The organism is Bradyrhizobium sp. 4, assembly GCF_023100905.1.
Taxonomy (GTDB): domain Bacteria; phylum Pseudomonadota; class Alphaproteobacteria; order Rhizobiales; family Xanthobacteraceae; genus Bradyrhizobium.
In genome coordinates this window covers 1,910,355-1,934,318 of the sequence record NZ_CP064686.1, presented here as the reverse complement: position 1 = coordinate 1,934,318, position 23,964 = coordinate 1,910,355, and the positions used below count along the sequence as shown (strand labels likewise).

Genomic DNA, 23,964 nt, shown 5'->3' with positions numbered 1-23,964 from the left:
GGATACGGCTGGATTGGTCGCCAAGTTCGACTGATATAGCTATCGATGCCCGCGACGCCCCTCTACATCATTTGTTCGCCCCGCCCGCAGGTCGGCAAGACCCTGCTGGCGCGGCTTTTGAGCGAATTTTTGCTGCTCAAGAACGGCAACGTCGTGGCCTTCGACGTCAACCTGAAGGAGCCGTCGCTGCTCGACTATCTGCCGAAGATCACGGAGACCGCCGACGTGATCGACACCTATGGCAAGATGCAGCTGATGGATCGCGTCATCGTCGATGACGGGGTTGCCAAGGTGATCGACCTCGGCTTCCACGCCTTTGACGAGTTCTTCAAGATGACGGAGGAGATCGGCCTTTTGAAAGAGGCGGCGCGCCGCCACGTCGCGCCGATGATCCTGTTCGTCGCCGACACCGACCGCGTCTCGGCTCGCGCCCACGAGATGCTGCGCGAACAGATCCCGCGGATCAATCTGATCACGGTGGACAACGAGCACATCGTGCGCGGCGAGCTGCCGGAAGCGATGGCCGGCGGCCGGCTGCTGCGCCTGCCGGCGTTGCCCGGCTTCCTGAAGACCTATATCGGCCGCCTGAACTTCTCCTTCACCGGCTACCTGCGCCATGAGAAGGATGCTTCGACCGAGCTGCACCAGTGGACCCGGCGCAATTATCTCGCCTTCCGCGAGCTCGAGCTCAGCCTGATCCTGCAACGATCCTGAATATTTTACCCGGATAATATTGACGTCGAGCGGCCCTTCGGTTACTGGAGTTTACGTACCAGCGTTCCTCAGCAAGGCCCTTTCACCGTGACCATAGACCGGAAAGCAGCGATCGCTGCCTACAAGGACCGGAAGACCGTTGCGGGCATCTACGTCGTCCGCTGCACGGCCTCGGGCGAGGCTTGGGTCAGTCAAGCCCCGAACCTCGAGACCATCCAGAACCGCATCTGGTTCTCTCTGCGCCAGGGTAGCCACACCTGTCGTCGCCTCCAGGCTGCGTGGAACGCCCATGGCGAGACAGGCCTGACGTTTGGTGAATGTGAGCGTCTGGAGGATGAGGAGACTGCCTATGTCAGGAATGCGCTGCTCAAAGAGCGCATGCTGCATTGGCTGTCGGAGCTAAAGGCCGAGCCGATCTGAACGTCACCAGCGGCGCGGTTGCCGCTCAGTGCCCCTCGAACGTCATCAGCGTGCGCACCGGCACGTCCATCGCTCGGAGCTTGGCGGCGCCGCCGAGATCCGGCAGGTCGATGATGAAGCAGGCGGCGACCACATTGGCGCCGATCTGGCGCAGCAATTTCACCGCGCCTTCCGCGGTGCCGCCGGTGGCGATGAGGTCGTCGACCAGGATCACGCGCTCGCCGGGCTGGATGGCGTCGACATGCATCTCCATCTCGTCGATGCCGTATTCGAGAGAGTAAGCGATCCGCACGGTGGTGTGCGGCAGCTTGCCCTTTTTCCGGATCGGCACGAAGCCGGCCGAAACCTGGTGCGCCACCGCGCCGCCGATGATGAAGCCGCGCGCTTCCATGCCGGCGACCTTGTCGATCTTGTTGCCGGCCCAGGGATTGACGAGTTCGTCGACCGCGCGGCGGAACGCACGCGCATCCGCGAGCAGGGTGGTGATGTCGCGGAACAAGATCCCGGGTTTGGGGTAGTCCGGGATGGTGCGGACGCTCGCCTTCAGATCGTGGTCAAAAGTCATGGTGCCTCTCAATCAGCGCGCGCATCCAAACGGAACGCGTTCTCGACAATTCGTAAGCCCACCTCGCCGCTGAGCGACATCAGCGATTCCGGATGGAATTGCACACCGGCGACCGGCAGGGTCTTGTGCTCGAGCGCCATCGCGACGCCGTCCTCGGTGCTGGCGGTGACGGATAGCACCTCCGGCATGCTGTCGCGCTCGACATAGAGCGAGTGATAGCGGCCGATCACGATCTCGTTCGGCAGATTGCGCATCAGCCGCCCGCCGCGCACCTGCACCCGCGAGGGCCGGCCGTGGGCGGGATGCGTGAGCTGCCCGAGCTCGCCGCCGAAATACTCGCCGATCGCCTGGACGCCGAGGCAGACGCCGAACACCGGCAGCTTGTTCTCCAGTGCCGCGTCGATGGTCTTCTTGATGCCGAAATCCTCAGGCCTGCCGGGCCCGGGCGACAGCACGAGCAAATCCCACCGCTTCTGCTTGAGCATGTCGAGCGCATGCACATGGCGAACTACGGTGACATCGGCGCCGACCTGGCGAAAATAATCGGCCAGCATATGCACAAAGCTGTCGTCATGGTCGATCAGCAGTACCCGCTTGCCGCTTCCGGTGGCATCGGGCGCGAAGGCCGACAGCGGCTTTGGCGGATCGCCGCGCAGCGCCTGGAACAGGGCCGCGGCCTTGACCTGGCATTCGCGGTCCTCGGCGGCGGGATCGGAGTCGAACAAACAGGTGGCGCCGACGCGCACCTCCGCGAGGCCCTCCTTCATCCGGATGGTGCGGATGGTGAGGCCGGTGTTGATGCTGCCGTCGAAATTCACCGCTCCGATCGCGCCGGCATACCAGCGGCGCGGCGAGCGCTCGTGATCCTCGACGAACTGCATCGCCCAGAGTTTTGGAGCGCCGGTGACGGTGACGGCCCAGGCATGGGTGAGGAACGCATCAAGCGCATCGAACCCTGGACGCAGCATGCCTTCGACATGGTCGACGGTGTGGAAGAGTTTTGAATAGGTCTCGATCTGCCGCCGCGCCAGCACCTTGATCGTGCCGGGGACGCAGACGCGTGCCTTGTCGTTGCGGTCGACGTCGGTGCACATGTTGAGCTCGAACTCGTCCTTCTCGGAGTTCAGGAGCTGGCGGATCTGCTCGGCATCGCCGATCGCATCGGTACCGCGCGCGATCGTCCCCGAGATCGGGCAGGTCTCGACCCGGCGTCCGTCCGAGCGCACGAACATTTCCGGAGAAGCCGAGACGAGAAATTCGCCCTCGCCGAGATTCATCAGCGCACCGTAGGGCGACGGGTTGATGACGCAGAGCCGCTGGAACACTTCGGCAGGCGAGCGGTCGCAGGGCTCGGCGAAGAGCTGCCCCGGCACCGCCTCGAACAGATCGCCACGCGCAAAAGCGGCGCGCGCGGTCTGGACGGTGGCCTGATATTCGCCGGGGGCGTGATCGGCAAAGCCCTGGCGCGGTGTCTTGAGGTATGGGCTCTCGGCGGTCTCATGCGGGAGGCCCGCGGTGGACTTGCCTTTCCACGCGAAATCGTAAGTGAGCACGACGCCGCGGCCGGTGGCGCGGTCATAGGCGAGCAGGCGGTCGGGGACGTAGAGCACGATGTCGCGCTGGTCGCTCTCGCGCGCGCGCTTCTGCACGAGATCCTCGATCTGGAACACGAGGTCGTAGGCGAAGGCGCCGAACAGGCCGAGCACCCCGTCGTCATTGGCGGAGAACGCGGCGACGAGATCGCGCACCAGCGACATCACGCTGGCGCGCCGCGTGCGCTGGTCTTCGTCGATCGGGGCTTCGCCGCGAATGATATGACCAGCAAGGCGCGTGGGCGTCGTCTCTGAGATCACGACGCAGGGTTCGCGCAAGACGTCAGCGAAGAAGGCGATCAGCACCTCCCCGCGCGCGTTCAGTGCTTCCAGCTTGAAATTGACGCCGGTGGTCTCGAGCTTGAGCGGCGGGTCGGAGAAGCCGAGGTCAAAACTCTCGTAGCGGCCGGGCACGGTCGTGCCCGACGACAGCACCACGCCGCGGCGGCGGTCGAGCAGGCTGACGAGATCGTCGAGCCGGTTGGCGCCGCCGGAGAACTGTTCCGCCACGCGCGTGATCGCAAGCCCTGCGCGGGTCACGTAGTCGCTTCGAGCCGGAAGGGCAAAGACGGTCCTGTTCATGGGGTCCTCTTACGAAACTTGTCGAGGGAACGCCACACAGGACAAACGATCAGGCCGCCGCACTGCGTGGGCGACCTCAGACGATTTTGGGAGAATAAATCGCACCGGCCACCTCTTAGGAGGTGCGCCACCAAAGACGGGATGGGCGGACGGCGGTGCTCATAGGGCGGATACTCACCATGGCGCGGGTACGGCGTCAAGGGTGGCTGGGGTCGGCTCGACCGCAAAATGGCGCAAATCGCAACGAGGGTTATGGCCGGTCTTGCAGGCTGTTGCGCCCCACGGCCGCGTCTGCGGCATGACGCTCGATTTCGTCTCGCATGACCCTGAGCACGAGCTCGCCACCAGATCCGATGACCTGGGCGCGGTCGCCCAAGGTTTCGATCAAAACGCTGGTCTCTCCTGTGACCGCACACCAAATGGCTCGATCGTCGCTCACGCTCAAGGCCGTGATCGCCGCGGTGGGACCCAGACTTAACTTCCGCAACAGCAGGTCGATCGCTTCGGCCGCAAAGTTTTGCTCGGCAATTCTCAAAAAATTCTGGATCGTGTCAGTCCCCACAGTCGACAGCCGCGCGCCCACTATCGTAGGGGGCGTCGCAAGTTGATAAAGTCGTCCACCCGCCTCATCAAAGACGCATAGCCGCGAGCCCTTGTTGGTCCTTACGCCGAACGCCGTGCATTGCTGCCCCTCCACATCGGTGTCGAATCCTGGAAGCACCATAACCTTGAGCTCTGGGTCAGGCCTTGCCGCCCCGCAGGCCGCCGCGACCGTGATCTGCAAATCGTCAGTCATCTGGAAGCTGATGTGGCGAACGCTTTGCCAGATCCGGCGGTGGGACCGATGTGGGTTAAGCTGCGCAAGCCGCTCGATTTCAGAAGAATACTGCTCCTGCGCGACGGCGCGCAATTCGGGCCAGCTTGCGATCCATCGGGCCGCGAGTGGTGTCATTGGTTGCTCTCGTTCTACCGCATAGAAGCGCTTATCAAGCGCGCTGAGCGCCGCGGCGCGGTTTTCGAATCCGGTCTGCAGCGCAGCCTCGCCGGGATGTGCCTCTACCCAGGCGATCATCTCCTGCAAGATCTGGTGGTGCGAGCTCGCTCCCATCGCCTCCAATCCAGCGAGTGCATCGCCGGACGTCGTTGGGAGCATCGCGAGCCCTGTGTTGCCGATGAACTGGCTGTGACCGCCGTTGCAGACCTGAGCGAGATAGTAGTCGGCATGATAGGCCTGTATGGCCACGGCCGGGAGCTCACCTCTCGTGTAGACGCCGACGTGCTGAATTTGGCTGACATAGTCGACCACAGCGCCGGTTAGATAACCGGCCCTCTCGGGGTCCCGAGCCGCTTCCAGCGCTTTGCTCGGCACCACAATCTTGGTCAAGCGGCCATCCACAATCATCGTGCTCTCCAGCAGTCGCATGGTGGAAACCCCTGCGACTGCACTATGATTGCGGTGATTGATTTTCAATCGTGGCGCGGCAGTAGAGCTGATCGCGGTCCGTCGGCGACCAGCCTACCCCAGATGCTTCCTAAAAAACTCCGTCGCCCTGCCCCAGGCGAGCTCGGCGGCTTCGCGGTCGTGGACGGCCTGGCGTTGCTCGTTGACGAAGGCGTGCTCGGCGTCATAGCGGAACAGCTCCAGCGACTTGCCGGCGGCCTTCATGGCCTTTTCGAAGCCATTGACCAGTTCCGGCGTGCACCAATCGTCCTTGTTGGCGAAATGGGCCTGGAGCGGGATCTTGACGTCGGCAGGCTTGGCGGCCTGCTCCGGCGGAATGCCGTAGAACACGACGCCGGCCGCGAGCTCCGGCACATGCACCGCGCCGATGATGGTGACGGCACCGCCGAGGCAGAAGCCTGTCAGCCCGACCTTGGCGCCGTTGCGCGACAGATATTGCGTGGCGCCGCGCACGGTCTGCGTGGTGGCGTCCATGAAATCGAGCGAGTTCATTTCTTTGCCGGCGGCGTCGGTGTCGTGATACGGCACCACCTTGCCCTTGTAGAGATCGGGCGCGAGCGCATCGAAACCGGCCAGCGCGAAGCGATCGCACAGGCCCTTGATCTGGTCCGACAGCCCCCACCATTCCTGGATGACCACCACGCCCGGCGCGTTGCCGCGCGCGGCATTGGCGAGATAGCCCGATGCGTCCTTGCCGTCCGGGCGCTTGAAGGTGATGGCGGTTCCCATGGTGTCCTCCGACGAGTTTCTGGGGAAGCGATTGCTGGTATTTTGGCGGCTGCGCGGGCGATAGGCAATCGCGCCTGACAACACACTCTCGCGCCCAACAAAAAAGCCCCCTTGCGGGGGCCTCTTCATTCTCGCCTCGGGCCGCTCAGTGCGAGTCGGCCCAGACCTTCTTCTTGGTGAAGTACATCAGGCCGGCGAAGATGATCAGGAAGATGAACACCTGGAAACCGAGGCGCTTGCGCGCTTCCATGTGCGGTTCGGCGGTCCACATCAGGAACGTGGTGACGTCCTTGGAATATTGCGCGATCGTGGTCGGCGAGCCGTCGTCGTAGGTGACCTGGCCATCGCTGAGCGGCTTCGGCATCTTGATGGCGTGGCCCGGGAAATACTTGTTGTAGTAGGACCCCTCCGGGATGGTCACGCCTTCGGGTGCCTTGTCCTCAAAGCCCTGGAGCAGCGCCGAGACGTAGTCCGGGCCCTGCTCCTGATACTGGGTGAAGAAGTCGACGATGAACATCGGGAAGCCGCGGCCGTAGGAGCGCGCCTTGGTGATCAGCGACAGATCCGGCGGCGCCGCGCCGCCGTTCGCCGCACGCGCGGCCTGCTCGTTCGGGAATGGCGAGGGGAAATAATCCGCCGGCCGGCCCGCGCGCTCGAACATGTCACCCGCGTCGTTCGGGCCGTCCTTGACCTTGTAGTCGGAGGCGAAGGCTGCCGCCTGCGCGACCGAATAGCCGGGACCACCAGCTTCCGCGAGGTTGCGGAAGGCGACGTAGGACAGGCCGTGGCAGTTGGCGCAGACTTCCTTGTAGACCTTCAGGCCGCGCTGGAGCGCACCGCGGTCGTACTTGCCGAACGGACCGGCGAACGACCATTTGTTGCCCGGCGGCTTGTCGCTGCCTTCGGAGGCACGCGCGCTGTCGGCTGAGCCCGCAAACAACGCGCCCGCCAGCGCAAGCACGATCGCACTCGACACCATCGGCGTCGACCTGCTCCCGGTTTTAGCCAGGACGGCATCCGAGATCGAGTTCGGCACCGGCCGCGGCTTCTCGATGCGCGAGAGCAGCGGCAGCACGATCAGGAAGTAGGCGAAGTAGCAGAACGTCAGGACCCGGCCGGCGATCACGTAGATACCTTCCGGCGGCTGCGCGCCGAGATAGCCGAGCAGGATGCAGACCGCGACGAAGATCCAGAAGAACTGCTTGGCCAGCGGACGGTACTTCGACGATTTGGTCTTGGCAGCATCAAGCCAGGGCAGGAAGCACAGGATGATGATCGCCGAGAACATCCCGATCACGCCCGCGAGCTTGTTCGGGATCGAACGCAGGATCGCGTAGAACGGCAGGTAATACCATTCCGGCACGATGTGCGGCGGCGTCACGCCCGGATTCGCCGGAATGTAATTGTCGGCGTCACCGAGGTAGTTCGGCATGTAGAAGATGAACCAGGCGTAGAGCAGCATGAAGCAAGACACGCCAAACATGTCCTTGATGGTCGCATGCGGCGTGAACGGAACCGTGTCCTTCTCCGTCTTGGGCTCGACGCCATCAGGGTTGTTCTGGCCGGAGACATGCAGCGCCCAGACGTGGAGCACGACGACGCCCGCGATCAGGAACGGCAGCAGATAGTGCAGCGAGAAGAAGCGGTTCAGCGTCGGGTTGCCGACCGAATAGCCGCCCCACAAGAGCGTCACGATGCTCTCACCGACATAGGGAATGGCGGAGAACAGATTGGTGATGACGGTGGCGCCCCAGAAGCTCATCTGGCCCCAGGGGAGCACGTAGCCCATGAAGCCCGTCGCCATCATCAGCAGGTAGATGATGACGCCGAGGATCCAGAGCACCTCGCGCGGCTCCTTGTAGGAGCCGTAATAGAGGCCGCGCAGCATGTGGACATAGACGGCGACGAAGAACATCGAGGCGCCGACGGCATGCATGTTGCGCAACAGCCAGCCGTAATTGACGTCACGGACCAACAGCTCGACCGATTTGAAGGCGAGGTCGGCATGCGGCGTGTAGTGCATCGCCAGGATCACGCCGGTCAGGATCTGGATCCCCAGCATGAACGAGAGGATGGCGCCGAAGGTCCACCAATAGTTCAGGTTGCGCGGGGTGGGATAGACCACGAAGGAGGAGTGCATGAGGCCGAGGATCGGCAGACGTCGCTCGATCCATTGCAGGGCCGGATTGCTCGGCTGGTAGTCGGATGGTCCGCTCATGATGCGATCCTGAGGAAATAGTACGACGAGACGGCGCGAAGCTTCGGACGAGGGCCCGAGGCTCAGCCGATCTGGATTTTGGTGTCGGAAACGAACTGGTACGGCGGCACCGGCAGGTTCGCGGGCGCGGGCCCCTGGCGGATGCGGCCGGACGAATCGTACTGCGAACCATGGCAGGGGCAGAAGAACCCGTCGTAATTGCCTTCATGGGCGATCGGGATGCAGCCGAGGTGGGTGCAGATGCCGATCACGACCAGCCACTGCTCGTGGCCGGACTTGACCCGGGCCTCGTCGGACTGCGGATCGGGCAGGCTCGCCACGTTGACGGCGCGCGCCTCGTCGATCTGCTTCTTGGTGCGGTGGCTGATATAGATCGGCTTGCCGCGCCAGAACACCTTGATGTCCTGCCCCTCGGCGACCGGGCTGAGATCGACCTCGATCGGCGCACCGGCGGCGATGGTCGACGCATCAGGATTCATTTGGGAAATGAAGGGCCAGAGCGCGGCTGCGCCCCCTACTGCTGCAGCTGCCCCCGTTGCAACGAATAAGAAATCACGGCGTGTCGGATGGTCCGCCGAAGACGCTGTCGTCACGATTCCAACCCTTTCTTCTTATGCAGCCGGCGGAACCGCTCCAGGAGCCCCCAAGGTCCCCAGAACAGCCTGCCGGCGCCCGCGGCCCCCCGCGGCGGCAGAACTTCACGTGCCCCCACCAAAACAAGGCGAAAACAGCAGTCCAGAATCGTTCTATTGGCACCCTTGCCGGGCGAGCGCAAGCCCGCTATCGGCGCGGGAGCGTGCAATGCACGAATTCCGCGGCCAGCGATGTTTTATTGAGACATTTCCGGCCCGCACCGAACCCGGCACAGCCCATGCAGATAGCGCTTTTCCAACCCGACATCCCCCAGAACACCGGCACGATTCTCAGGCTCTGCGCCTGTCTGGGCGTGGCCGCCCATATCATTGAACCGGCGGGCTTCCCCGTCTCCGACCGGCATTTCCGCCGGGCGGGAATGGACTACCTCGATCAGGTCAGCATCGTCAGGCACGACTCCTGGTCGAAATTCGAGCAATGGCGCGCGGCGCAGGGCGCCCGCCTGCTGCTGTTCACCACCAAGGGGGCGACCGACTACCGCGATTTCCGTTACCAGACGGCGGACATCCTGCTATTCGGGCGCGAGAGCGCCGGCGTCACCGAGGCGGTGGTCGAGGCGGCGGACGCGCGGCTGGTGATCCCGATCGCTCCGGGGCTGCGGTCGCTCAATGTCGCCATGACCGCGGCGATGGCCGCAGGCGAAGCACTGCGCCAGCTTCGGAACCCGCAAGTTTGAGATTGTCGAGGAGAGACGGTTGAGTTACGCGGTCAAGGAAATCTTCCTGACACTGCAAGGCGAAGGCGCCCACGCCGGGCGCGCGTCGGTATTTTGCCGTTTTGCCGGCTGCAATCTCTGGAGCGGGCGCGAGACGGACCGCAGCGAGGCCACCTGCAAATTCTGCGACACCGATTTCGTCGGCACCGACGGCACGCTCGGCGGGCGCTATGCTTCGGCTGCGGAACTCGCCGGCACCATCGCGGCGCAATGGACGGCCTCCACCGACAACCGTTACGTGGTGCTCACCGGCGGCGAGCCGCTGCTCCAAGTCGATACCGCGCTGGTCGAGGCGCTTCATGCCCGCGGCTTCGAGATCGGGGTCGAGACCAACGGCACGATCGCCCCGCCCGAGGGTCTCGACTGGATCTGCGTCAGCCCGAAGGGCGGCAGCGATCTTGTGATCCGGCGCGGCCACGAGCTGAAGCTGGTCTATCCGCAGCCGCTCGCCATGCCGGAGGCCTTCGCGGATCTCGCCTTCGAGCGCTTCTCGCTGCAGCCGATGGACGGGCCCGAGGTCGCCCAAAACACCGCGGGCGCCATCGACTATTGCCTCAATCATCCGCAATGGCGGCTCAGCGTGCAGACGCATAAGTCGCTTGGTATCAGATAGGATTGGTTTTCGAACAGATGTGGGAATTGACGAAATCGTTTCGCTTCGAGGCGGCGCACTCATTGTCGGGAACGACGTTCGGCGCTGATAGCGAAGAGATCCACGGCCACTCCTTTCGCGCCGAGGTGACGCTGCGCGGCACGCCCGATCCCAAAACCGGCATGGTGGTCGATCTCGGCCTGGTCCAGCGCGCCATCGAGGACGTGCGCATGACGCTTGATCACAAGTACCTCAACAAGATCGAGGCGCTGGGCACGCCTACGCTGGAAAACCTCTCGCGCTTCGTGTGGGAGCGGCTCGCCCCTATCGGCAAGCTCACCCGCGTCAGCATCCACCGCGACAGTTGCAACGAGAGCTGCACCTATTACGGTCCGCAGGGTTGAGAGAATGACATCCACATTGGACCCGAGCTTGATCGAAGACCGCAAGACCCGCGCACGCGCCTGGTTCGAAGCCCTGCGCGACGACATCTGCGCGAGCTTCGAGCGGCTGGAGGACGATGCCCCGCAAAGCCTTTATTCGGGCGAGCCGGGCCGCTTCAAACGCACGCCGTGGCAGCGTACCGATCATACCGGCGCGGCCGGCGGCGGCGGCGTGATGTCGATGATGTCAGGCCGCCTGTTCGAGAAGGTCGGCGTGCACTGCTCCACCGTGCACGGCGAATTCGCGCCCGAGTTTCGCGCGCAGATTCCCGGTGCGGCGGACGACCCAAAATTCTGGGCCTCCGGCATCTCGCTGATCGCGCATCTGCGCAATCCGCACGTGCCGGCGGTGCACATGAATACACGCTTCGTCGTCACCACGAAAGCCTGGTTCGGCGGCGGCGCCGATCTCACGCCGGTGCTCGACCGCCGGCGCACGCAGGACGATGCCGACAGCATCGCCTTCCACGCCGCAATGAAACAGGCCTGCACGCAGCCGAACGGCATCGCCGATTACGACAAGTACAAGAAGTGGTGCGACGAGTATTTCCACCTGCCGCATCGCAAAGAGGCGCGCGGCATCGGCGGCATCTTCTACGACTGGCATGACAGCGGCGACTGGGACGCCGACCTTGCCTTCACCCGGGATGTCGGCCGCGCCTTCCTGAAGATCTATCCCGACATCGTGCAGCGCAATTTCGCGACGAGCTGGACCGCGGAGGATCGCGAGGAGCAATTGATCCGGCGCGGCCGCTATGTCGAGTTCAACCTGCTCTACGACCGCGGCACCATCTTCGGTCTCAAGACCGGCGGCAATGTGGATTCGATCCTGTCGTCGCTGCCGCCGGAGGTGAAGTGGCCATGACGACGATGAAGCCCGCAATGAGGCCGCTGCCGCGCGCCATGCTGATCGACATGGACGACACCATCCTGTCGGCCTATGCGCGGCCCGAGATCGCCTGGAACGCGATCACAGCGGAGTTCGCGGAGGAGCTCGCGCCGCTGCCGCCGCAACTGGTCGCAAGCACCGTCCTGGCGTTCGCGAAAAACTTCTGGGCCAATGCGGACGCCTCCTGGCGGATGAAGCTCGCCGAGGCCCGGCATCTCACCGTCAAGGGCGGCTTCGCCGCGCTCGCGGCCGCCGGTCATCGCGCCCTGCCCGACGACCTCGCCATTCGTCTCGCCGACCGTTTCACCGCCTATCGCGAGGAGGAGATGTTCGTCTTCCCCGGCGCGCATGACGCCATCGACAGGCTCAAGGCGCTCGGCATCAAGCTCGCGCTGGTGACCAACGGCGCCGCCGACACCCAGCGCGCCAAGGTCGAGCGCTTCGAGCTGGCGCATCGCTTTCACCACATCCAGATCGAGGGCGAGCACGGCTTCGGCAAGCCCGAGGAGCGCGCCTATCTGCACGCGATGGACGCGCTCGGCGTCACCGCAAGAGACACATGGATGATCGGCGACAATCTGGAATGGGAAGTCGTGACGCCGCAGCGTCTCGGCATCTACGCGATCTGGATCGACGTGCATGGCGACGGCCTGCCCGAAGGCTCGGCGGTGAAGCCCGACCGCATCATCCGCTCGCTGACAGAACTGCTGCCGGGCTGACTGCAATCAGGGTGCGCAAACAAAAACATTGAAAACAACCCCATGCACAGTAGACGGCCGCAGCAGAATCAAGGACTTGCGGTAAACGCAAACTGCGGATCTGACAAAATCATTTGCTCCGTCGGGCAAAACAGGCGCATGGTGTCATGGTCGCGACGCACGGGACGGAAGAGCCCTTGCGCCACCCATCGAACAGGCGCCATTGCCTCTCGTGATGGGATCGCTCCGGCCTAAAGCTCTCTGATCGATTTCAGCAGCCCGGCCGGCGCATGCGCCCTACCGCAACACATCCACTGACCAAGTAGCCCGTGATCGGCATGTCATGCCGGTTTGCTAGCTTCTCCGTCAATCAACCGAAAGGACCATCCATGGAACTAAAAGCCGGCGATATCGTCATGCTGAAATCAGGCGGGCAGCCGCTCACCGTCGCTGACGTGAAGGGCGACGACGTGATCTGTCTCTGGATGGGCGCAGAAGGCGATCTGTTTCGCGAGACGCTGCCGCTCGCGGTGCTCGATCGACTGGAAGAGCTCGACGACGAAGACGAGGATGATGACGAAGACGAGGAGTAAGCGCGGCTGAGGCCACGTCCTAGTTTGATCGGAGCGCACAGCTCCGGCGCGCGTGATGTCCGCTTCCGCCAAAAAGGCGCGATAGCGGACATCGCTGCATGGCGCAGAACGGCCGACGAGGCGCTGTCCGGATTCATCTTCTTGTCAGAAGCGAAAAGGCGGAGGCGACAATGGAGCAGGACATTCCGAAAGACGCAGCGCGCTCGCAACCGACGGCTCGCAGGCGTCTGGCAGGGAATTCAATCATGGGACAGCCGCCTGTCGGTCACCAAGGGACTGACGGCCGTTACACGTTGCTGGCCGAGTCCCTCGGCGGATACTTTCAGCATCTGAATTCCTGGAAGCAGAAGGCCATCCTCGGAACGCCCTGCCTGTAATTATCGTATCTCGCTTAAGTGGTGCAGCCAGCACTGTCACGGCAACTCCCATTTGTCCCGTCGGCCGTAGGCCGAGATCAGCTTGTGTAAGCCTGAAGGCCCGCGCCGATATTTAGCGATCGGCTACACGGTTCGATGGCTTCTTCGTATTGGCGGAGTTGCAGGTGCGCAACACAGAGGAGCCGCACCGTGATATTCTTCTGCAAGATGGCTAGATCTGTCCGATCGCCGTCGAACCGGTCGGACCATACGTCGTGCGCAGTCTGAAGATCAGTCAGCGATACGCTGATCCGCACCTGATCTCCGCTGCGCTTCACCGCGCCGCGCACCGCCCAGCGGGTGCCGATATCCGTTCCAAGCTGCTTCAGATCGATCGACTTATTCTTGTAGGTGCGGGCGGCCTCGCGTCCGATGACGAAAGTGGCGGGCGCTCGCGCAAGATCGGTCGTCAAATCTGTCGTGATGGCATCGGCAAGGTGATCCTGCTCTGGATCGTTGTTGAGGTTGGCGAAGGGCAACACGATGAGAGAGAGACGATGCGCGATCTCGGGCCTGACTATCGGCTGTCCGTGAAGCTCTCGAGCTTCCTGAACCGCGTCGGTACGGAGCGTCTTCCAAACATTCCAATAACCGACAAGGCCGCCGGCAATTGCACCGATGGCAGCAACCGACGCCAGCGTCCCGCCGACGAACTTCAGAGGGCCTCTGATGTGACGCACCCAGTTCTTGGACCGCCATTTGAAAGCTACTTTTTCGGAGAACTCCGGGACCAAAACCGCTGCCTCCGCGGCTGCGCGCGCAAGATTCGCCGGTTCTGCGAGGGCGCCTGATGTCACCGCAGTTTCGGGACATCGCTCGTCATCGTGGACAGCGCCCACGAAACGAAAGCCCTTTCGTGGAAATGTCTTGATAAGACGTTGTTGCACGCCTGAGTCGCCGATCGCGCGTCGGACCGCGTTCAATCGGGTCGTCAGCGCCGCGTCGGACACGATCCGACCATTCCAAATCGCGTTTATGAGATCATCCTTGCTGACGACGCGATCCCTGCTGCGGATCAAATAGCCGAGCAGATCAAGTACCTGTGGCGTCGTAGGCACGGCATCGGCCCCGCGCCGCAACTCGCGCCGGTCGGTATCCAGCACACAGTCCTCGAAGAAATAGCGCATGGCACCATTCCCCAGGCTTGCCCTCTACTTCCGAGAGCGCCGCAGCGATTGTCCGGCGAGGATAGGCCTTCGAACGGAAAAATGTAAGCCGAATATCAAGTGTGCCTTGCCCAGCGTCGCGGGATCGGCCGACGTCAGCCGCACGGAAACGCCCCCGCACCGCCTTGGACGCAAAGAATAAGCCGCCGGTGAGAAAAATGTAAGCCCCTCGTCAAGCGTGCCGGACCGAGCATTGGCACCTTAGCCCTCGGTGAGAAGCAAGCCAAAGGAGATTGCGATGAGCGTGATCTATGGCGCCGCATGGATGCGACGGCCCTTCGGATCAACGCAGCGCGTTGTCAGCCTCGTCCAGCAATTCTTGAGCACATGGCGGGAGCGCCGTAGACGCCGGCGTGCACAAGCGACCCTGCGCGGCCTCAGCGACAGGGAGCTCATGGACATCGGCACGACGCGCGGCGAGATCGATTACATCGCCTCGCACCGAGACATCGCGAGGCCGAATCGTTCGACAGAACGCGACGTCGGCGTTATTGCCCTGCTGCTCTGTGGCGCGCTTATCCTCGCTTTCGCTAGCGAGGCCAAAGCTCAATGCACCGCGCAGGACGTTCTGCGCAATCACCTGGACCTCAAGACTGCTCCTCCGGTGCAGCGATCGCAGACTCCCGTCAGTTCGGCCGCCGATGTTCGGCTGTGGAAGACGATTGCGATAGGGACGTTCAGGGACATGCGCGCCCTTCGCAAGGCGATGAGTGCAATGGGCTGCGACGTCGGAAGCGCCGCTGCTGAAGTCCTTGCGCGGCCGGCTTTTACTCTGAGTGGCAAGAAAACGGACGTGCAGCTCGTCCCTGTCTCGGCCGCGGAGCTCGGCTTCAAGGGCGAGACAGCGTCGTTGACCGAAATCTATGCGCGCGCGCAACGGCTGGGTTTCGGACTTGCGCCCGCAGAAATCGCTCCGCAGCTGAGACTTCAGTACTTGGACCAGCCAATCGGTGAGTTTCTCATCATCGGGATGGAGCCGATCAGGACATGGGCGGGTGAACCGGTCATCCTGACGGTGGCCAATGGTGGAGCAGGCCTCATTCTCATCGGCCAGGGCACCCGCGAGAACGCGGAAATTCCAGTGAACTCCACCATTGTATTCGTGCGGCCAAGTACACCCGCCCCGGCGGAGACCGCGGCATTCAAGTAGCTCGGGTGATGCGTAAGTCCGCTTTACGCCGACAAGCGGCATTTATGGATACTCGCCCTGGTCGCGTCGAGCCACGTTGAGAGTTTCAGCTTGGCGCTGTCGAAGGGATTGTCCGGCCTGCTCCTGCCGCTAGAGCTTGCGAGGCCAAGTTGGGTCTGGGCTTCCGGTTCAAACCATCCGGAACGTCAATCCAACGGGACGTTCAAACTGGTACCTTTGGTGATGATGCCGCCGCGGTTGCCAATCTCAATCGAGCCATAGCGCTGTTTGAAACAGTCGGGCAGCGGCCGGTCGCCTTCCATGCTGAGCCAAAGGCGCAACAGATGACGCTTCTGGCCTGCATCGGGCCAATCACGGAATCCGGTCCGGTCATGCAGCAAGGCATGATTGTAAACGAACTGCATGTCACCCGGCTGAAGCCGCATGCCGAAATGCAGCCCGGGATCATTTGCGAGCGTGTCGAAGAGATCGAGCGCCTCGACGTGAGCCGGAGTCAGTCTCGGCGCATCGGGGAAGCGCTGCGCACTATCGATATACTGGCGCTGATAGAACCCGGTCAGGAACCCCGCATGCCAATTCAGCACCGGGATTTCAAGATATGGCTTTTCGTTCTCCGGCACCTCGCCTCGCCGGTCTGTCGCGATCGGATCAAACAAGAGGGTGGCAAGGTCGGGACGCCTGTCAAACATCTCGTTGTAGATTGTCGTCGTACTGACAAGGAGAGAATCCCCTCCCTCCATCGCCTCGCGAATGCATAACAATCCAACCACGTCGGACGAATCCGTGTGGAATGTCTGCCGTTCCGAGGTTTGATAAATGCGGGTGTTCGGATCCTTCGCATCGGCGCCGGTGTCACGGACGTGACCGAGAATGTGACCCGCTGCATTCTGAGACCGCGCCGATCCAAGATGCGCGCCCACCCCACAAAATATCGTCGCGGCGAGCTCCTGGTTATATTTTGCCACCGGCAGGCCGCGGATCACTTCGAAGCCAAGGCCAGCCAGGAGCGTTGTCTTAAGCTCTTCCAGATGCGCGCCGAAGCGGGGAAGCGGAAAGCTTTCCTTCGTGATCTCGGCAATTCTTTTGTTTTTGCCCAGATACGTTTCAGCCGCGCCCTCAAGTTCCGCGATCTCGCCGGCCGCAAGCGATATCAACCATCGATCGGGATTGGCTTTCATCTCAGCGCCCCGCCAGGCAGACGGGATATCGACCTTCCCTGGAGGGCGATGGATCCCGCCGGGCACTGAGACCACATTCATAGTGTTGGCTCCTGAAAGATCGGACGTCAGACATGCGGGCGGACGATCGACGATATTGTGCCGACCGCTTGTTTGCAACTTGACTGAGGCGCAGCCCTGAGCCGAGTGCATTGTCGCCGCGAGGAGGTCCGTTCCAGGCAGTCGCGTGTTAGGTGAGCCGCTTCCGCCAAAATGATTACAACACGGCCGCTCGTTCGACCGATCCAAGCTCGGGAAAAAATGGAAACAGCCGGAACGTTCGAGAAGCTGATTGAGTTGAAAGTCATGCGCCTTGCGCTTCGGTCAAGGCCGCACCAAGCGGCCCGATCAAGCTCCTGGAAGAGGCGAAAACTGCTCTCCGGCGTGCCTTCTGCAGCACGGCCGCGCGAGGATCGCGATGTACACGACGGCGATATACGATGAGCTGAGCCAGATCGAACGCGAGGTCGTCGAAGGAGAACGGCGGCTCGCCGAGCAAGAGGCGCTGATCATTGAAATGAAGCGCCAGAACGAGGACACAGCCAAAGCCGAAGGCGAACTCGAACGGATGCGCATGGAGCAGCGACGTCGCGATCAGGATCGGCAACGTCTGCTCTCACGGCTGCAACCCTGAACAATTCAGCAAAGAGGCTGATCCGCGGAAGCGTTACGTTTCTGAGACGCGAGACCAGGCAGATGCGCTCGCCGATACGTTCGGTCGCGGGAAGTCTCTCACCAAAGTCGGAGCCCGCCAGTCATTGCCCCGTCGCGATCACAGTTCAAATCAGCAAATCATGATGCACAGGCACAATGGCTTGATGCGCACCGCTATTGCCGTGATCGTCCGCGTGTCCGTTCAGTGCATGAGGGACGATGTTGACGTTAAACCCGAGGCCTTCTTCCTGACTGGACGGAACGTGCGAACCCAGCGGATCATCGAGTTTTTTAAGCTCACCCACCGCGACAGGAGTAGCAGGGGTTGCGCCTTTATCGAAGCGGAACACCGGTCCTTGGTCCAGGCCGCCGGTTTCGAACGCAGCTTTGGTCGGGTGTGCCTCTTCTGATGCGACTGCAGCAGATTGCGCAGGGTGCTGCGAGTTACCGCGTCCGGCGTTACCGCCTGCTGCGACGCTCGGCTCTGTGATGTCGGCTGCTTGCGACGCGTTCGCAGAGGCCGAGTGTAACTCGTTGTCCGGGTTGCCGTGGTCCACGGTGGCTGGTTCTGCCGTCTTCGCTGGTCCCTGCCCCGCATCAAAAGCCGAAGCCTGATGCTCGGCGCCATGGCCGACGCTGTTGCCCGGCTTGGAGCCAGCTTCAGTCGATTCCGCGGCTGCTCCCTTTGCAGATCCCGGCTCCGAAACGTGCTGCGAGTTGCCGTGGCCTGCGCTGGCGGCCGTTGCGACGCCCGGATCGGTCTCAGCTGCGTCCGATGCGTTTGCAGCGGATGAGTGCCCGGATTTGCCGTGTTCCGCGCCGCCTGTTTCTGCCGTCGTTGCTGATGCTTGCGCGGCTTCAGAAGCCGAAGCGTGATGATCATCGGCGCCATGGCCGCCATCATTGCCCGGTTTGGAGCCAGCTTCACTTGCTTCGCTGGCTGCCGCCTTCGTAGAGTCTGGCTTCGAAGCGTGTTGCGAGTTGCCGTGGCCAGCGTTGGCGACCGCTGCGGCGACCGGATCGATATCGGCCGCGTCCGATGCGTTTGCAGCGGATGAGTGCCCGGATTTGCCGTGTTCCGCAGCCCCTGGTTCTGCCGTCTTCGCTGGTCCGTGCGCCGCATCAGAAGCCGAAGCGTGGTGCTCGCCGCCGTTGCCCGGATTGGAGCCGGCTTCAGTCGGTTCGCCGGCTGCCGCCTTTGCAGACTCTGGTTTCGAAGCGTGCTGCGAGTTGCCGTGGACTGCGCCGGCAGCCGTTGCGGCGCCTGGATCGATCTCGGCTGCGTCCGGTGCGGTTGAGTGCCCGGATTTACCATGATCCTCGCCCGCTGGTTCTGCCTTCTTCGTTAACCCTCCCGGAGCCTCAGAGGCCTTATCGTGATGCTCGGCGCCATTGCCGACGCCAGGGCCCGGTTTGGAGCCAGCTTCAGTCGATTCGTCGGCTGCCGCTTTTGCAGACCCCGGCTCCGAAGCGTGCTTTGAGTTGCCGTGACCCGCGTTGGCGTCCGTTGCGACGTCCGGATCGGTCTTAGCTGCGTCCGGTGCTTTTGCAGCGTTTGAGTGCCCGGCTTTGCCGTGTTCCGCGCCGTCTGGTTCTGCCTTCTTCGCTGACCCTCCCGGAGCCTCGGGGCCCTTATCGTGATGCTCGGCGCCATTGCCGACGCCGTTGCCCGGTTTGGAGCCAGCTTCAGTCGATGGGTCTGAAGCGTGCTGCGAGTTGCCGTGCCCCGCGTTGTCGACGGTTACGATATTGGGTTGGCCGATCTCGTTCGGTGCAGTCGACGAAACGCCGTTGCCCGTATTGGCCGGACCACTGTTCGATGCGACATTTGCGGCTACCGGGGCCGTCGCGCTATGCGCAAGCTCGATGGATGATCCGTGAGCCGACGCGGCAGACGCACCATCGCTCTCTTCCGTTGCATCCGCCGATGCGCCGGTGGAGCTTCCGAGCCTCGTCGACGTTCCCAAGCGAGCCTGCCCGAACTGGAAGTCCGAGCCGCCGTTGGCCAGAATCGCCCAGGCTCCAGACGTCCCGAGCGAGCTCTCGCTCCCCTCGATAGTGGTTTGGACATGATCCTTCGAAACAGTCGCATCGGTTTCGGTCGCCGATATCAGCACTGCTTCGAGCTGCTCCAAGGTGGTCGCAACAGCCGCACCATCTGGCTCGGAGCCGACATCCGCCTCCGCAACGGCCACAATCCCCTCGAGATGGATTTCCAGCAGGCCGCGATCGCCGACATCAAGGACACGATCGGTCGCATTCACATAGACGATCGTTTCATTGCTTGCGGAGTCGTAGACCCAGGCGAGTGTATGTGGCGGTATAGACTTGGTTGCCGCCGTCATATGCAGCCAGGCAAGCGCTCCGAAAGCCGCAAGATTGATCCTGCCCGGCCCCGACGCGAAATCGAACACAGTGTCGGGTGAGGTCGAGTTGAAATGGTCAGACTCGGAGTCGATCGGGGAGCGATAAACAACTTTTTCAACGTTGCCGCCTACGCCGCTACCGGCACCGTGACCAGGGTCCGCGCCAACAGGTGTATGGATATTGTTACCCGCATCGCCTGCGCCTTTTTGAACCAGAGCGCCTTCTTGAGTGGCATTGTCGTGTCCAGCGGTCACAACGGCGGAAGACAGGCGGACATCCTGCGAAAGAAAACTTGGGGCTGAATGGTCGTCAGGATTGGCGGCGGCATGGGTGATCGCGGCCAGCTTTGTGGTCGCACTCTCTTCGGTGGCGGCCAGGATGCTGTCGATCGAGGCGTCCCGGAGGTCATGCGCGTGCGCGGCGAGATGAGGGTCCTGCAGTGCGTAGATCAACGCACCGGTGAGAATAGCAAAGTTGCCATACCCTCCGTGCATCGAGGTCGCATTGGAAAGAAGCCGCGGGAATTGATGTTCCGGGGCCGGGTCGTCACCGGTCTGTATGTCGATCGCTTCTCGCAATAAGCGCGGAAGATCGGGCGCGCCCGATCCTGCTGGACCGTGGTGTGTCCACGCTTTCGAGCCTCCAGATTGCTCGGCCGTGCGCAGCGCTTCCATTGCGGCCGCCGGGTTCGTGATTTGGACGGCCTTGGCGAACAGATCTCTCTGGGCTTGCGTGGGCGTCTCGCCGGATTCCCAAACGACGAGGTGCCGGAGAATCCCTTTTTTCCATGGCTCGTAGGCCGCGTGCTCGTATCCCGCGTGCTCGTCCGCGTGGCCGACGCCGTTCTCATCCGGCAAGATATCGTTCGCTTCCGACGCCTTGAGTTCGTCCGCAATTGCGAACGCCAGAAATGCCAGCGAGAGCGCGGCCAGGCCTGAGGGGCGTTGCAGCAATGCGATGGTCGCGAGCACAGTTCTGTTGGTGATCTCAAGCTTCTGGAAAATATTGTACAGGTGGACTTTGACCGTCCCGTCGGAAACGTTGAGCTGGCGCGCGATCTCCTTGTTCGATAGTCCTTCCGCCACGAGTCGTGCAATTTGACGTTCCCGTTGCGTCAACAGTTCCAGCATCTTTTCGACTTTGCCGTCGCCGTCCGCTTCCTTGCCGGCTGCCGAGAGATCGGACTTCTCCAGTGCCACACCGCTTTTCGTCATCAGCCGCAGTGATCGCAGCATCGTGGCGGGAGAGGCATATTTCGAAATTGCGCTGCAGGCGCCGGCTGCGATGGCTGCAGTCATATCGTGGTCGGTGTCGGACTCGGTGAAGAACACCAGGCGCGTGGAGAGCTTCTCAGCCTTCACGATCGCGAGGATCTCGGCGACCGTGAGATCCGGCACCTTGTCGGCAAGAAGCGCGACGTCAGGCGTCAGCTTCCGAATTGCTTGGAGGCAGCTTGTCCGATCGCTGGACGCTGCGACAACGTCGAAATCCGGCTGCGTGCCGAGGACCGACCTCAGTCCCTGCAAAACGATCGGCTGTGGATCGACGAGCAAAAGCCGGATGGGCTTGAGTATCCCCTGCCTGGCGGACGCATCCAACATCGATCTTGCCCTCGGCCCGGTCCTCTATGTCCTTCGGCATATGGCCGTGGCCGGGTGGGATATTAAAATCATAGGAGGCTTGGTGGTTCCCCGGCCTGAACCAGATTTGGACGCATGTGAGTGAAAAATATGTCCTTTGATCCCATGGCCGTTGCAGTCGACTGGCTTGATGCGTATCGCGCGGGCGACATCGACGCGATTTTGGAACTCTATGCCGAGGACGCCGTGGTCCATTGCGGTTGCGCTGGCGGCCAAACCATCACCGGCCGCGAGGCACTTCGTGCCTATTGGGTCGATCGCCTCCGAAAATATCCGGCGGGCACGTTGGACGACCTCAATCCCTGGCGCAACGACGGCACCATCATCTCGTACATCACCAGTGCCGGCGTGATGAGTGCACTCTTGGCGTTTGACGCCGCCGGCAGGATCAAGGAACTGGATTGTAGTCCCTCACACTAGACCTGCGGCCTGATCCAACCCCCGCAGCGGGACACCTGTCGGCGTTAGATCAGCTGCCTCGCCGCAGCAGAGATCATCACCAACCCGCCCGTGATCACCGCGACGTCGAGGATCGCGGTGTGGATGTGTACCGGCATCCGCTCGACGAAGGCTTTGGCCAGGAACGCGCCGGGAATCGCGATGGCACCGATCAGAAGTGCAAAGGCGAGCACCTGCGCAGTGACAGCGCCGGCGAGGCCGAACACCGAGATCTTGATGAGGCCGGTGCCGAGCGAGATCATTGCATCGGTCGCGATGACGGCGGCGCCCTCAAGGCCCGCGGCCATCAGCAGCGATAGCAGGATCACGCCGGAGCCAGAGGTGCCGCCGACCAGCACGCCATAGCCGACCGAGCCTGCCGCGAGACCGGTGTCGCCGATCTTGACCTGGCGGCGGCGGAGCACACGGCGCAGCGGCACGCTCAGGATCAGCATGGAGCCGATCACGAGCGCCGCCCCCGCATTGGTGAGGCGCGTATAGCCGTAGGCGCCGAGCGCGGTCGTCAGTGCCGCACAGGCCAGCACGATCAGCGCGCGGCGGCGATCGGCATAGCGGAGATAGGCGACCGCGCGGCTGGAATTGGTGAAGATCGCGGAGATCGCGATGATCGGCACCACGGGCTCGGCGCCAACGAGAGGCACCAGCACCAGCGGCATCAGGGCGCCGGTGCCGTAGCCGGCGAGACCACCGATGATCGAAGCAAACAACGCCATCAACGCGACCAGCAGCAGCTGAAAGATCGAGATGTCGGCGAAGCCTGAGACGATGGTCACGTTCTCTCGTCGCGGCTGATTCGTGCCGCAGCTTGATCGGCGATGGAAACGAGTGCGGCTTCCTCTAGGGGAAAATCCGCAGCAAGCCAAGCGTCCTCGGCGAGCGTCAAGACATGTCCGAGCGCGGGTCCTTCCGCCATGCCGCGCGCGATGAAGTCGGCGGCGCGGAGCGGAAATTTCGGCGCAATCCAGCGCTGCGGCAGCTCGGCGAGCGCACGCCATCGCGATGAGCCGACGTCACCGCCGGCTCGCGCCCAGCCCAGCAACACGCGATCGTGATAGCACTCCGCGCCGAGCCGGTAGAGCAATCGCCGCGCATCGGCTTCGCCCTTGGTGGCCAAGCGCCACCAGCGGTGCCCCATCGAATCGAGCGCCTTGGTTTCCGCATTGGAGAGCCTCAAACGCGTGGCGACGCGCTTGGCGTCTTCGGTCACCGCGACCGTCAGCGCGGCGAGCCGCCGCGTGCTGCTCGCGGCGAGGCCAAGCTCGCGCTCGATCGCGATCATCGCCGAGAGCGGCCCGGTGTAGACCACGCCGCCGGTCAGCGCCTGCACCAATCCGCCATCCGCCATGGCGAGCGCGGCGGCAGAGGCGCCGCCAGCCGCCAGCAGCTTCAGCATCTCCATGCGCAGCCGCTCGGCCGACAGGCTCGCAAGGCCGGCGCGTCCCCGGATGCAGGCGAGATAACCGTCGCGATCGGGATCGCCGGCGCCAAAGGCGGCGTGGATGCGGAAGAAGCGCAGGATGCGCAGGAAATCCTCGGCGATACGCTGGTCGGGATCACCGATGAAGCGCACGCGCCGCGCCGCCGCATCCGCGATGCCTCCGACGTAATCGTGGACGACGCCGTCAGCATCGACCGAGAGCCCGTTCATCGTGAAGTCGCGACGCTCGGCGTCCTTCACCCAATCGCGGCCGAACGCGACCTTGGCCTTGCGGCCGAAGGTCTCGGTGTCCTCGCGCAGCGTCGTGACTTCGTAAGGCTGGCTGTCGATGACGAGGGTGACGGTGCCGTGGTCGATGCCGGTCGGCACGGCCTTGATGCCGGCGCTCTTGGCGCGCCGTATCACCTCGTGCGGGAGCGCCGTGGTCGCGATGTCGATGTCACCGGGGACAAGGCCGAGCAGCGCGTTGCGCACGGCGCCGCCGACGACCCGCGCCTCCTCGCCATCCGCGTTGAGCAATTGCAGGACGCGCGCGGTCCCGCCCGACATCAGCCAGGGCGCATCGGCGAGCATGGGCACCGCGCTCATCGG

The 23,964-nt window shown here is 63.0% G+C and carries 23 protein-coding genes; 11 read left to right on the top strand and 12 right to left on the bottom strand.

Going from position 1 to position 23,964, the window contains the following annotated elements:
* Positions 1-45: 45 nt before the first annotated feature.
* Positions 46-714: a hypothetical protein gene (locus IVB45_RS08840; protein WP_027568581.1), complete on the top strand. Its 669-nt coding sequence runs from the start codon at positions 46-48 to the stop codon at positions 712-714.
* Positions 715-801: 87 nt separating this feature from the next.
* The gene (locus IVB45_RS08835) at positions 802-1,134 is read left to right on the top strand and encodes a GIY-YIG nuclease family protein (RefSeq protein ID WP_027568580.1); all 333 of its coding nucleotides are present in this window, start codon (positions 802-804) and stop codon (positions 1,132-1,134) included.
* A gap of 25 nt (positions 1,135-1,159) precedes the next feature.
* Here IVB45_RS08835 and IVB45_RS08830 read toward each other — a convergent pair whose 3' ends face one another.
* From IVB45_RS08830 to petA, 6 genes are all read right to left on the bottom strand, one after another.
* Positions 1,160-1,699, bottom strand: a complete 540-nt coding sequence (locus IVB45_RS08830; RefSeq protein WP_007595035.1) for an adenine phosphoribosyltransferase — start codon at positions 1,697-1,699, stop codon at positions 1,160-1,162.
* 8 nt (positions 1,700-1,707) lie between these two features.
* A complete protein-coding gene (locus IVB45_RS08825) occupies positions 1,708-3,873 on the bottom strand; it encodes an anthranilate synthase component I (RefSeq protein ID WP_247357025.1) in 2,166 nt (721 codons plus the stop codon).
* A 250-nt stretch (positions 3,874-4,123) separates the two neighbouring features.
* Positions 4,124-5,296 (bottom strand): DUF4375 domain-containing protein, encoded by a 1,173-nt coding sequence (locus IVB45_RS08820; RefSeq protein ID WP_247357027.1) that lies wholly within the window; start codon positions 5,294-5,296, stop codon positions 4,124-4,126.
* Between the two features lie 93 nt (positions 5,297-5,389).
* On the bottom strand, positions 5,390-6,064 hold the full coding sequence (locus IVB45_RS08815) for a dienelactone hydrolase family protein (RefSeq protein WP_008134159.1): 675 nt from the start codon (positions 6,062-6,064) through the stop codon (positions 5,390-5,392).
* Positions 6,065-6,209: 145 nt separating this feature from the next.
* Positions 6,210-8,282 carry a cytochrome b/c1 gene (fbcH, locus tag IVB45_RS08810; RefSeq protein ID WP_027568577.1) on the bottom strand — a complete coding sequence of 691 codons (2,073 nt, stop codon included), beginning with the start codon at positions 8,280-8,282 and terminating at the stop codon, positions 6,210-6,212.
* A gap of 62 nt (positions 8,283-8,344) precedes the next feature.
* Positions 8,345-8,875 (bottom strand): ubiquinol-cytochrome c reductase iron-sulfur subunit, encoded by a 531-nt coding sequence (gene petA / locus IVB45_RS08805; protein ID WP_026232845.1) that lies wholly within the window; start codon positions 8,873-8,875, stop codon positions 8,345-8,347.
* A gap of 278 nt (positions 8,876-9,153) precedes the next feature.
* Between petA and IVB45_RS08800 the strand changes: the two genes are divergently transcribed.
* From IVB45_RS08800 to IVB45_RS08770, 7 genes are all read left to right on the top strand, one after another.
* Positions 9,154-9,612 (top strand): tRNA (cytidine(34)-2'-O)-methyltransferase, encoded by a 459-nt coding sequence (locus IVB45_RS08800; protein WP_007595044.1) that lies wholly within the window; start codon positions 9,154-9,156, stop codon positions 9,610-9,612.
* Between the two features lie 19 nt (positions 9,613-9,631).
* On the top strand, positions 9,632-10,264 hold the full coding sequence (gene queE / locus IVB45_RS08795) for a 7-carboxy-7-deazaguanine synthase (protein ID WP_247357029.1): 633 nt from the start codon (positions 9,632-9,634) through the stop codon (positions 10,262-10,264).
* Between the two features lie 17 nt (positions 10,265-10,281).
* On the top strand, positions 10,282-10,647 hold the full coding sequence (locus IVB45_RS08790; protein WP_247357255.1) for a 6-carboxytetrahydropterin synthase: 366 nt from the start codon (positions 10,282-10,284) through the stop codon (positions 10,645-10,647).
* Between the two features lie 4 nt (positions 10,648-10,651).
* Entirely contained in the window at positions 10,652-11,551 is a 900-nt protein-coding gene (gene hemF / locus IVB45_RS08785) for an oxygen-dependent coproporphyrinogen oxidase (protein WP_247357030.1), read from the top strand.
* The gene (locus IVB45_RS08780; protein WP_247291257.1) at positions 11,548-12,294 is read left to right on the top strand and encodes an HAD family hydrolase; all 747 of its coding nucleotides are present in this window, start codon (positions 11,548-11,550) and stop codon (positions 12,292-12,294) included. The genes hemF and IVB45_RS08780 overlap by 4 nt, the downstream gene beginning before the upstream one ends.
* Positions 12,295-12,662: 368 nt before the next feature.
* Entirely contained in the window at positions 12,663-12,866 is a 204-nt protein-coding gene (locus IVB45_RS08775; protein WP_027516401.1) for a DUF2158 domain-containing protein, read from the top strand.
* A gap of 98 nt (positions 12,867-12,964) precedes the next feature.
* Positions 12,965-13,243 carry a hypothetical protein gene (locus IVB45_RS08770; protein WP_247357031.1) on the top strand — a complete coding sequence of 93 codons (279 nt, stop codon included), beginning with the start codon at positions 12,965-12,967 and terminating at the stop codon, positions 13,241-13,243.
* Between the two features lie 77 nt (positions 13,244-13,320).
* Here IVB45_RS08770 and IVB45_RS08765 read toward each other — a convergent pair whose 3' ends face one another.
* A complete protein-coding gene (locus tag IVB45_RS08765) occupies positions 13,321-14,409 on the bottom strand; it encodes a winged helix-turn-helix domain-containing protein (protein ID WP_051462886.1) in 1,089 nt (362 codons plus the stop codon).
* 277 nt (positions 14,410-14,686) lie between these two features.
* On the opposite strand from IVB45_RS08765, the gene IVB45_RS08760 reads away from it, so the two are divergent.
* Entirely contained in the window at positions 14,687-15,598 is a 912-nt protein-coding gene (locus tag IVB45_RS08760) for a DUF1127 domain-containing protein (protein WP_247357032.1), read from the top strand.
* 185 nt (positions 15,599-15,783) lie between these two features.
* Here IVB45_RS08760 and IVB45_RS08755 read toward each other — a convergent pair whose 3' ends face one another.
* The 3 genes from IVB45_RS08755 to IVB45_RS08745 form a co-directional block, all read right to left on the bottom strand.
* Complete coding sequence (locus IVB45_RS08755; RefSeq protein WP_027568570.1) at positions 15,784-16,857, bottom strand: TauD/TfdA family dioxygenase; 1,074 nt, start codon at positions 16,855-16,857, stop codon at positions 15,784-15,786.
* A gap of 262 nt (positions 16,858-17,119) precedes the next feature.
* Positions 17,120-17,422, bottom strand: a complete 303-nt coding sequence (locus IVB45_RS08750; protein WP_247357033.1) for a hypothetical protein — start codon at positions 17,420-17,422, stop codon at positions 17,120-17,122.
* Between the two features lie 172 nt (positions 17,423-17,594).
* On the bottom strand, positions 17,595-21,437 hold the full coding sequence (locus IVB45_RS08745; RefSeq protein WP_247357034.1) for a LuxR C-terminal-related transcriptional regulator: 3,843 nt from the start codon (positions 21,435-21,437) through the stop codon (positions 17,595-17,597).
* Between the two features lie 129 nt (positions 21,438-21,566).
* On the opposite strand from IVB45_RS08745, the gene IVB45_RS08740 reads away from it, so the two are divergent.
* Positions 21,567-21,896: a nuclear transport factor 2 family protein gene (locus IVB45_RS08740; RefSeq protein ID WP_247291269.1), complete on the top strand. Its 330-nt coding sequence runs from the start codon at positions 21,567-21,569 to the stop codon at positions 21,894-21,896.
* 44 nt (positions 21,897-21,940) lie between these two features.
* On the opposite strand, the gene IVB45_RS08735 is transcribed toward IVB45_RS08740, so the two are convergent.
* Together IVB45_RS08735 and IVB45_RS08730 are read right to left on the bottom strand one after the other, a co-directional pair.
* Positions 21,941-22,708 carry a sulfite exporter TauE/SafE family protein gene (locus IVB45_RS08735; RefSeq protein ID WP_027568567.1) on the bottom strand — a complete coding sequence of 256 codons (768 nt, stop codon included), beginning with the start codon at positions 22,706-22,708 and terminating at the stop codon, positions 21,941-21,943.
* Entirely contained in the window at positions 22,705-23,961 is a 1,257-nt protein-coding gene (locus IVB45_RS08730; RefSeq protein WP_247357035.1) for a CCA tRNA nucleotidyltransferase, read from the bottom strand. Before IVB45_RS08730 ends, IVB45_RS08735 begins: the two co-directional genes overlap by 4 nt.
* Between the last annotated feature and the right edge of the window lie 3 nt (positions 23,962-23,964).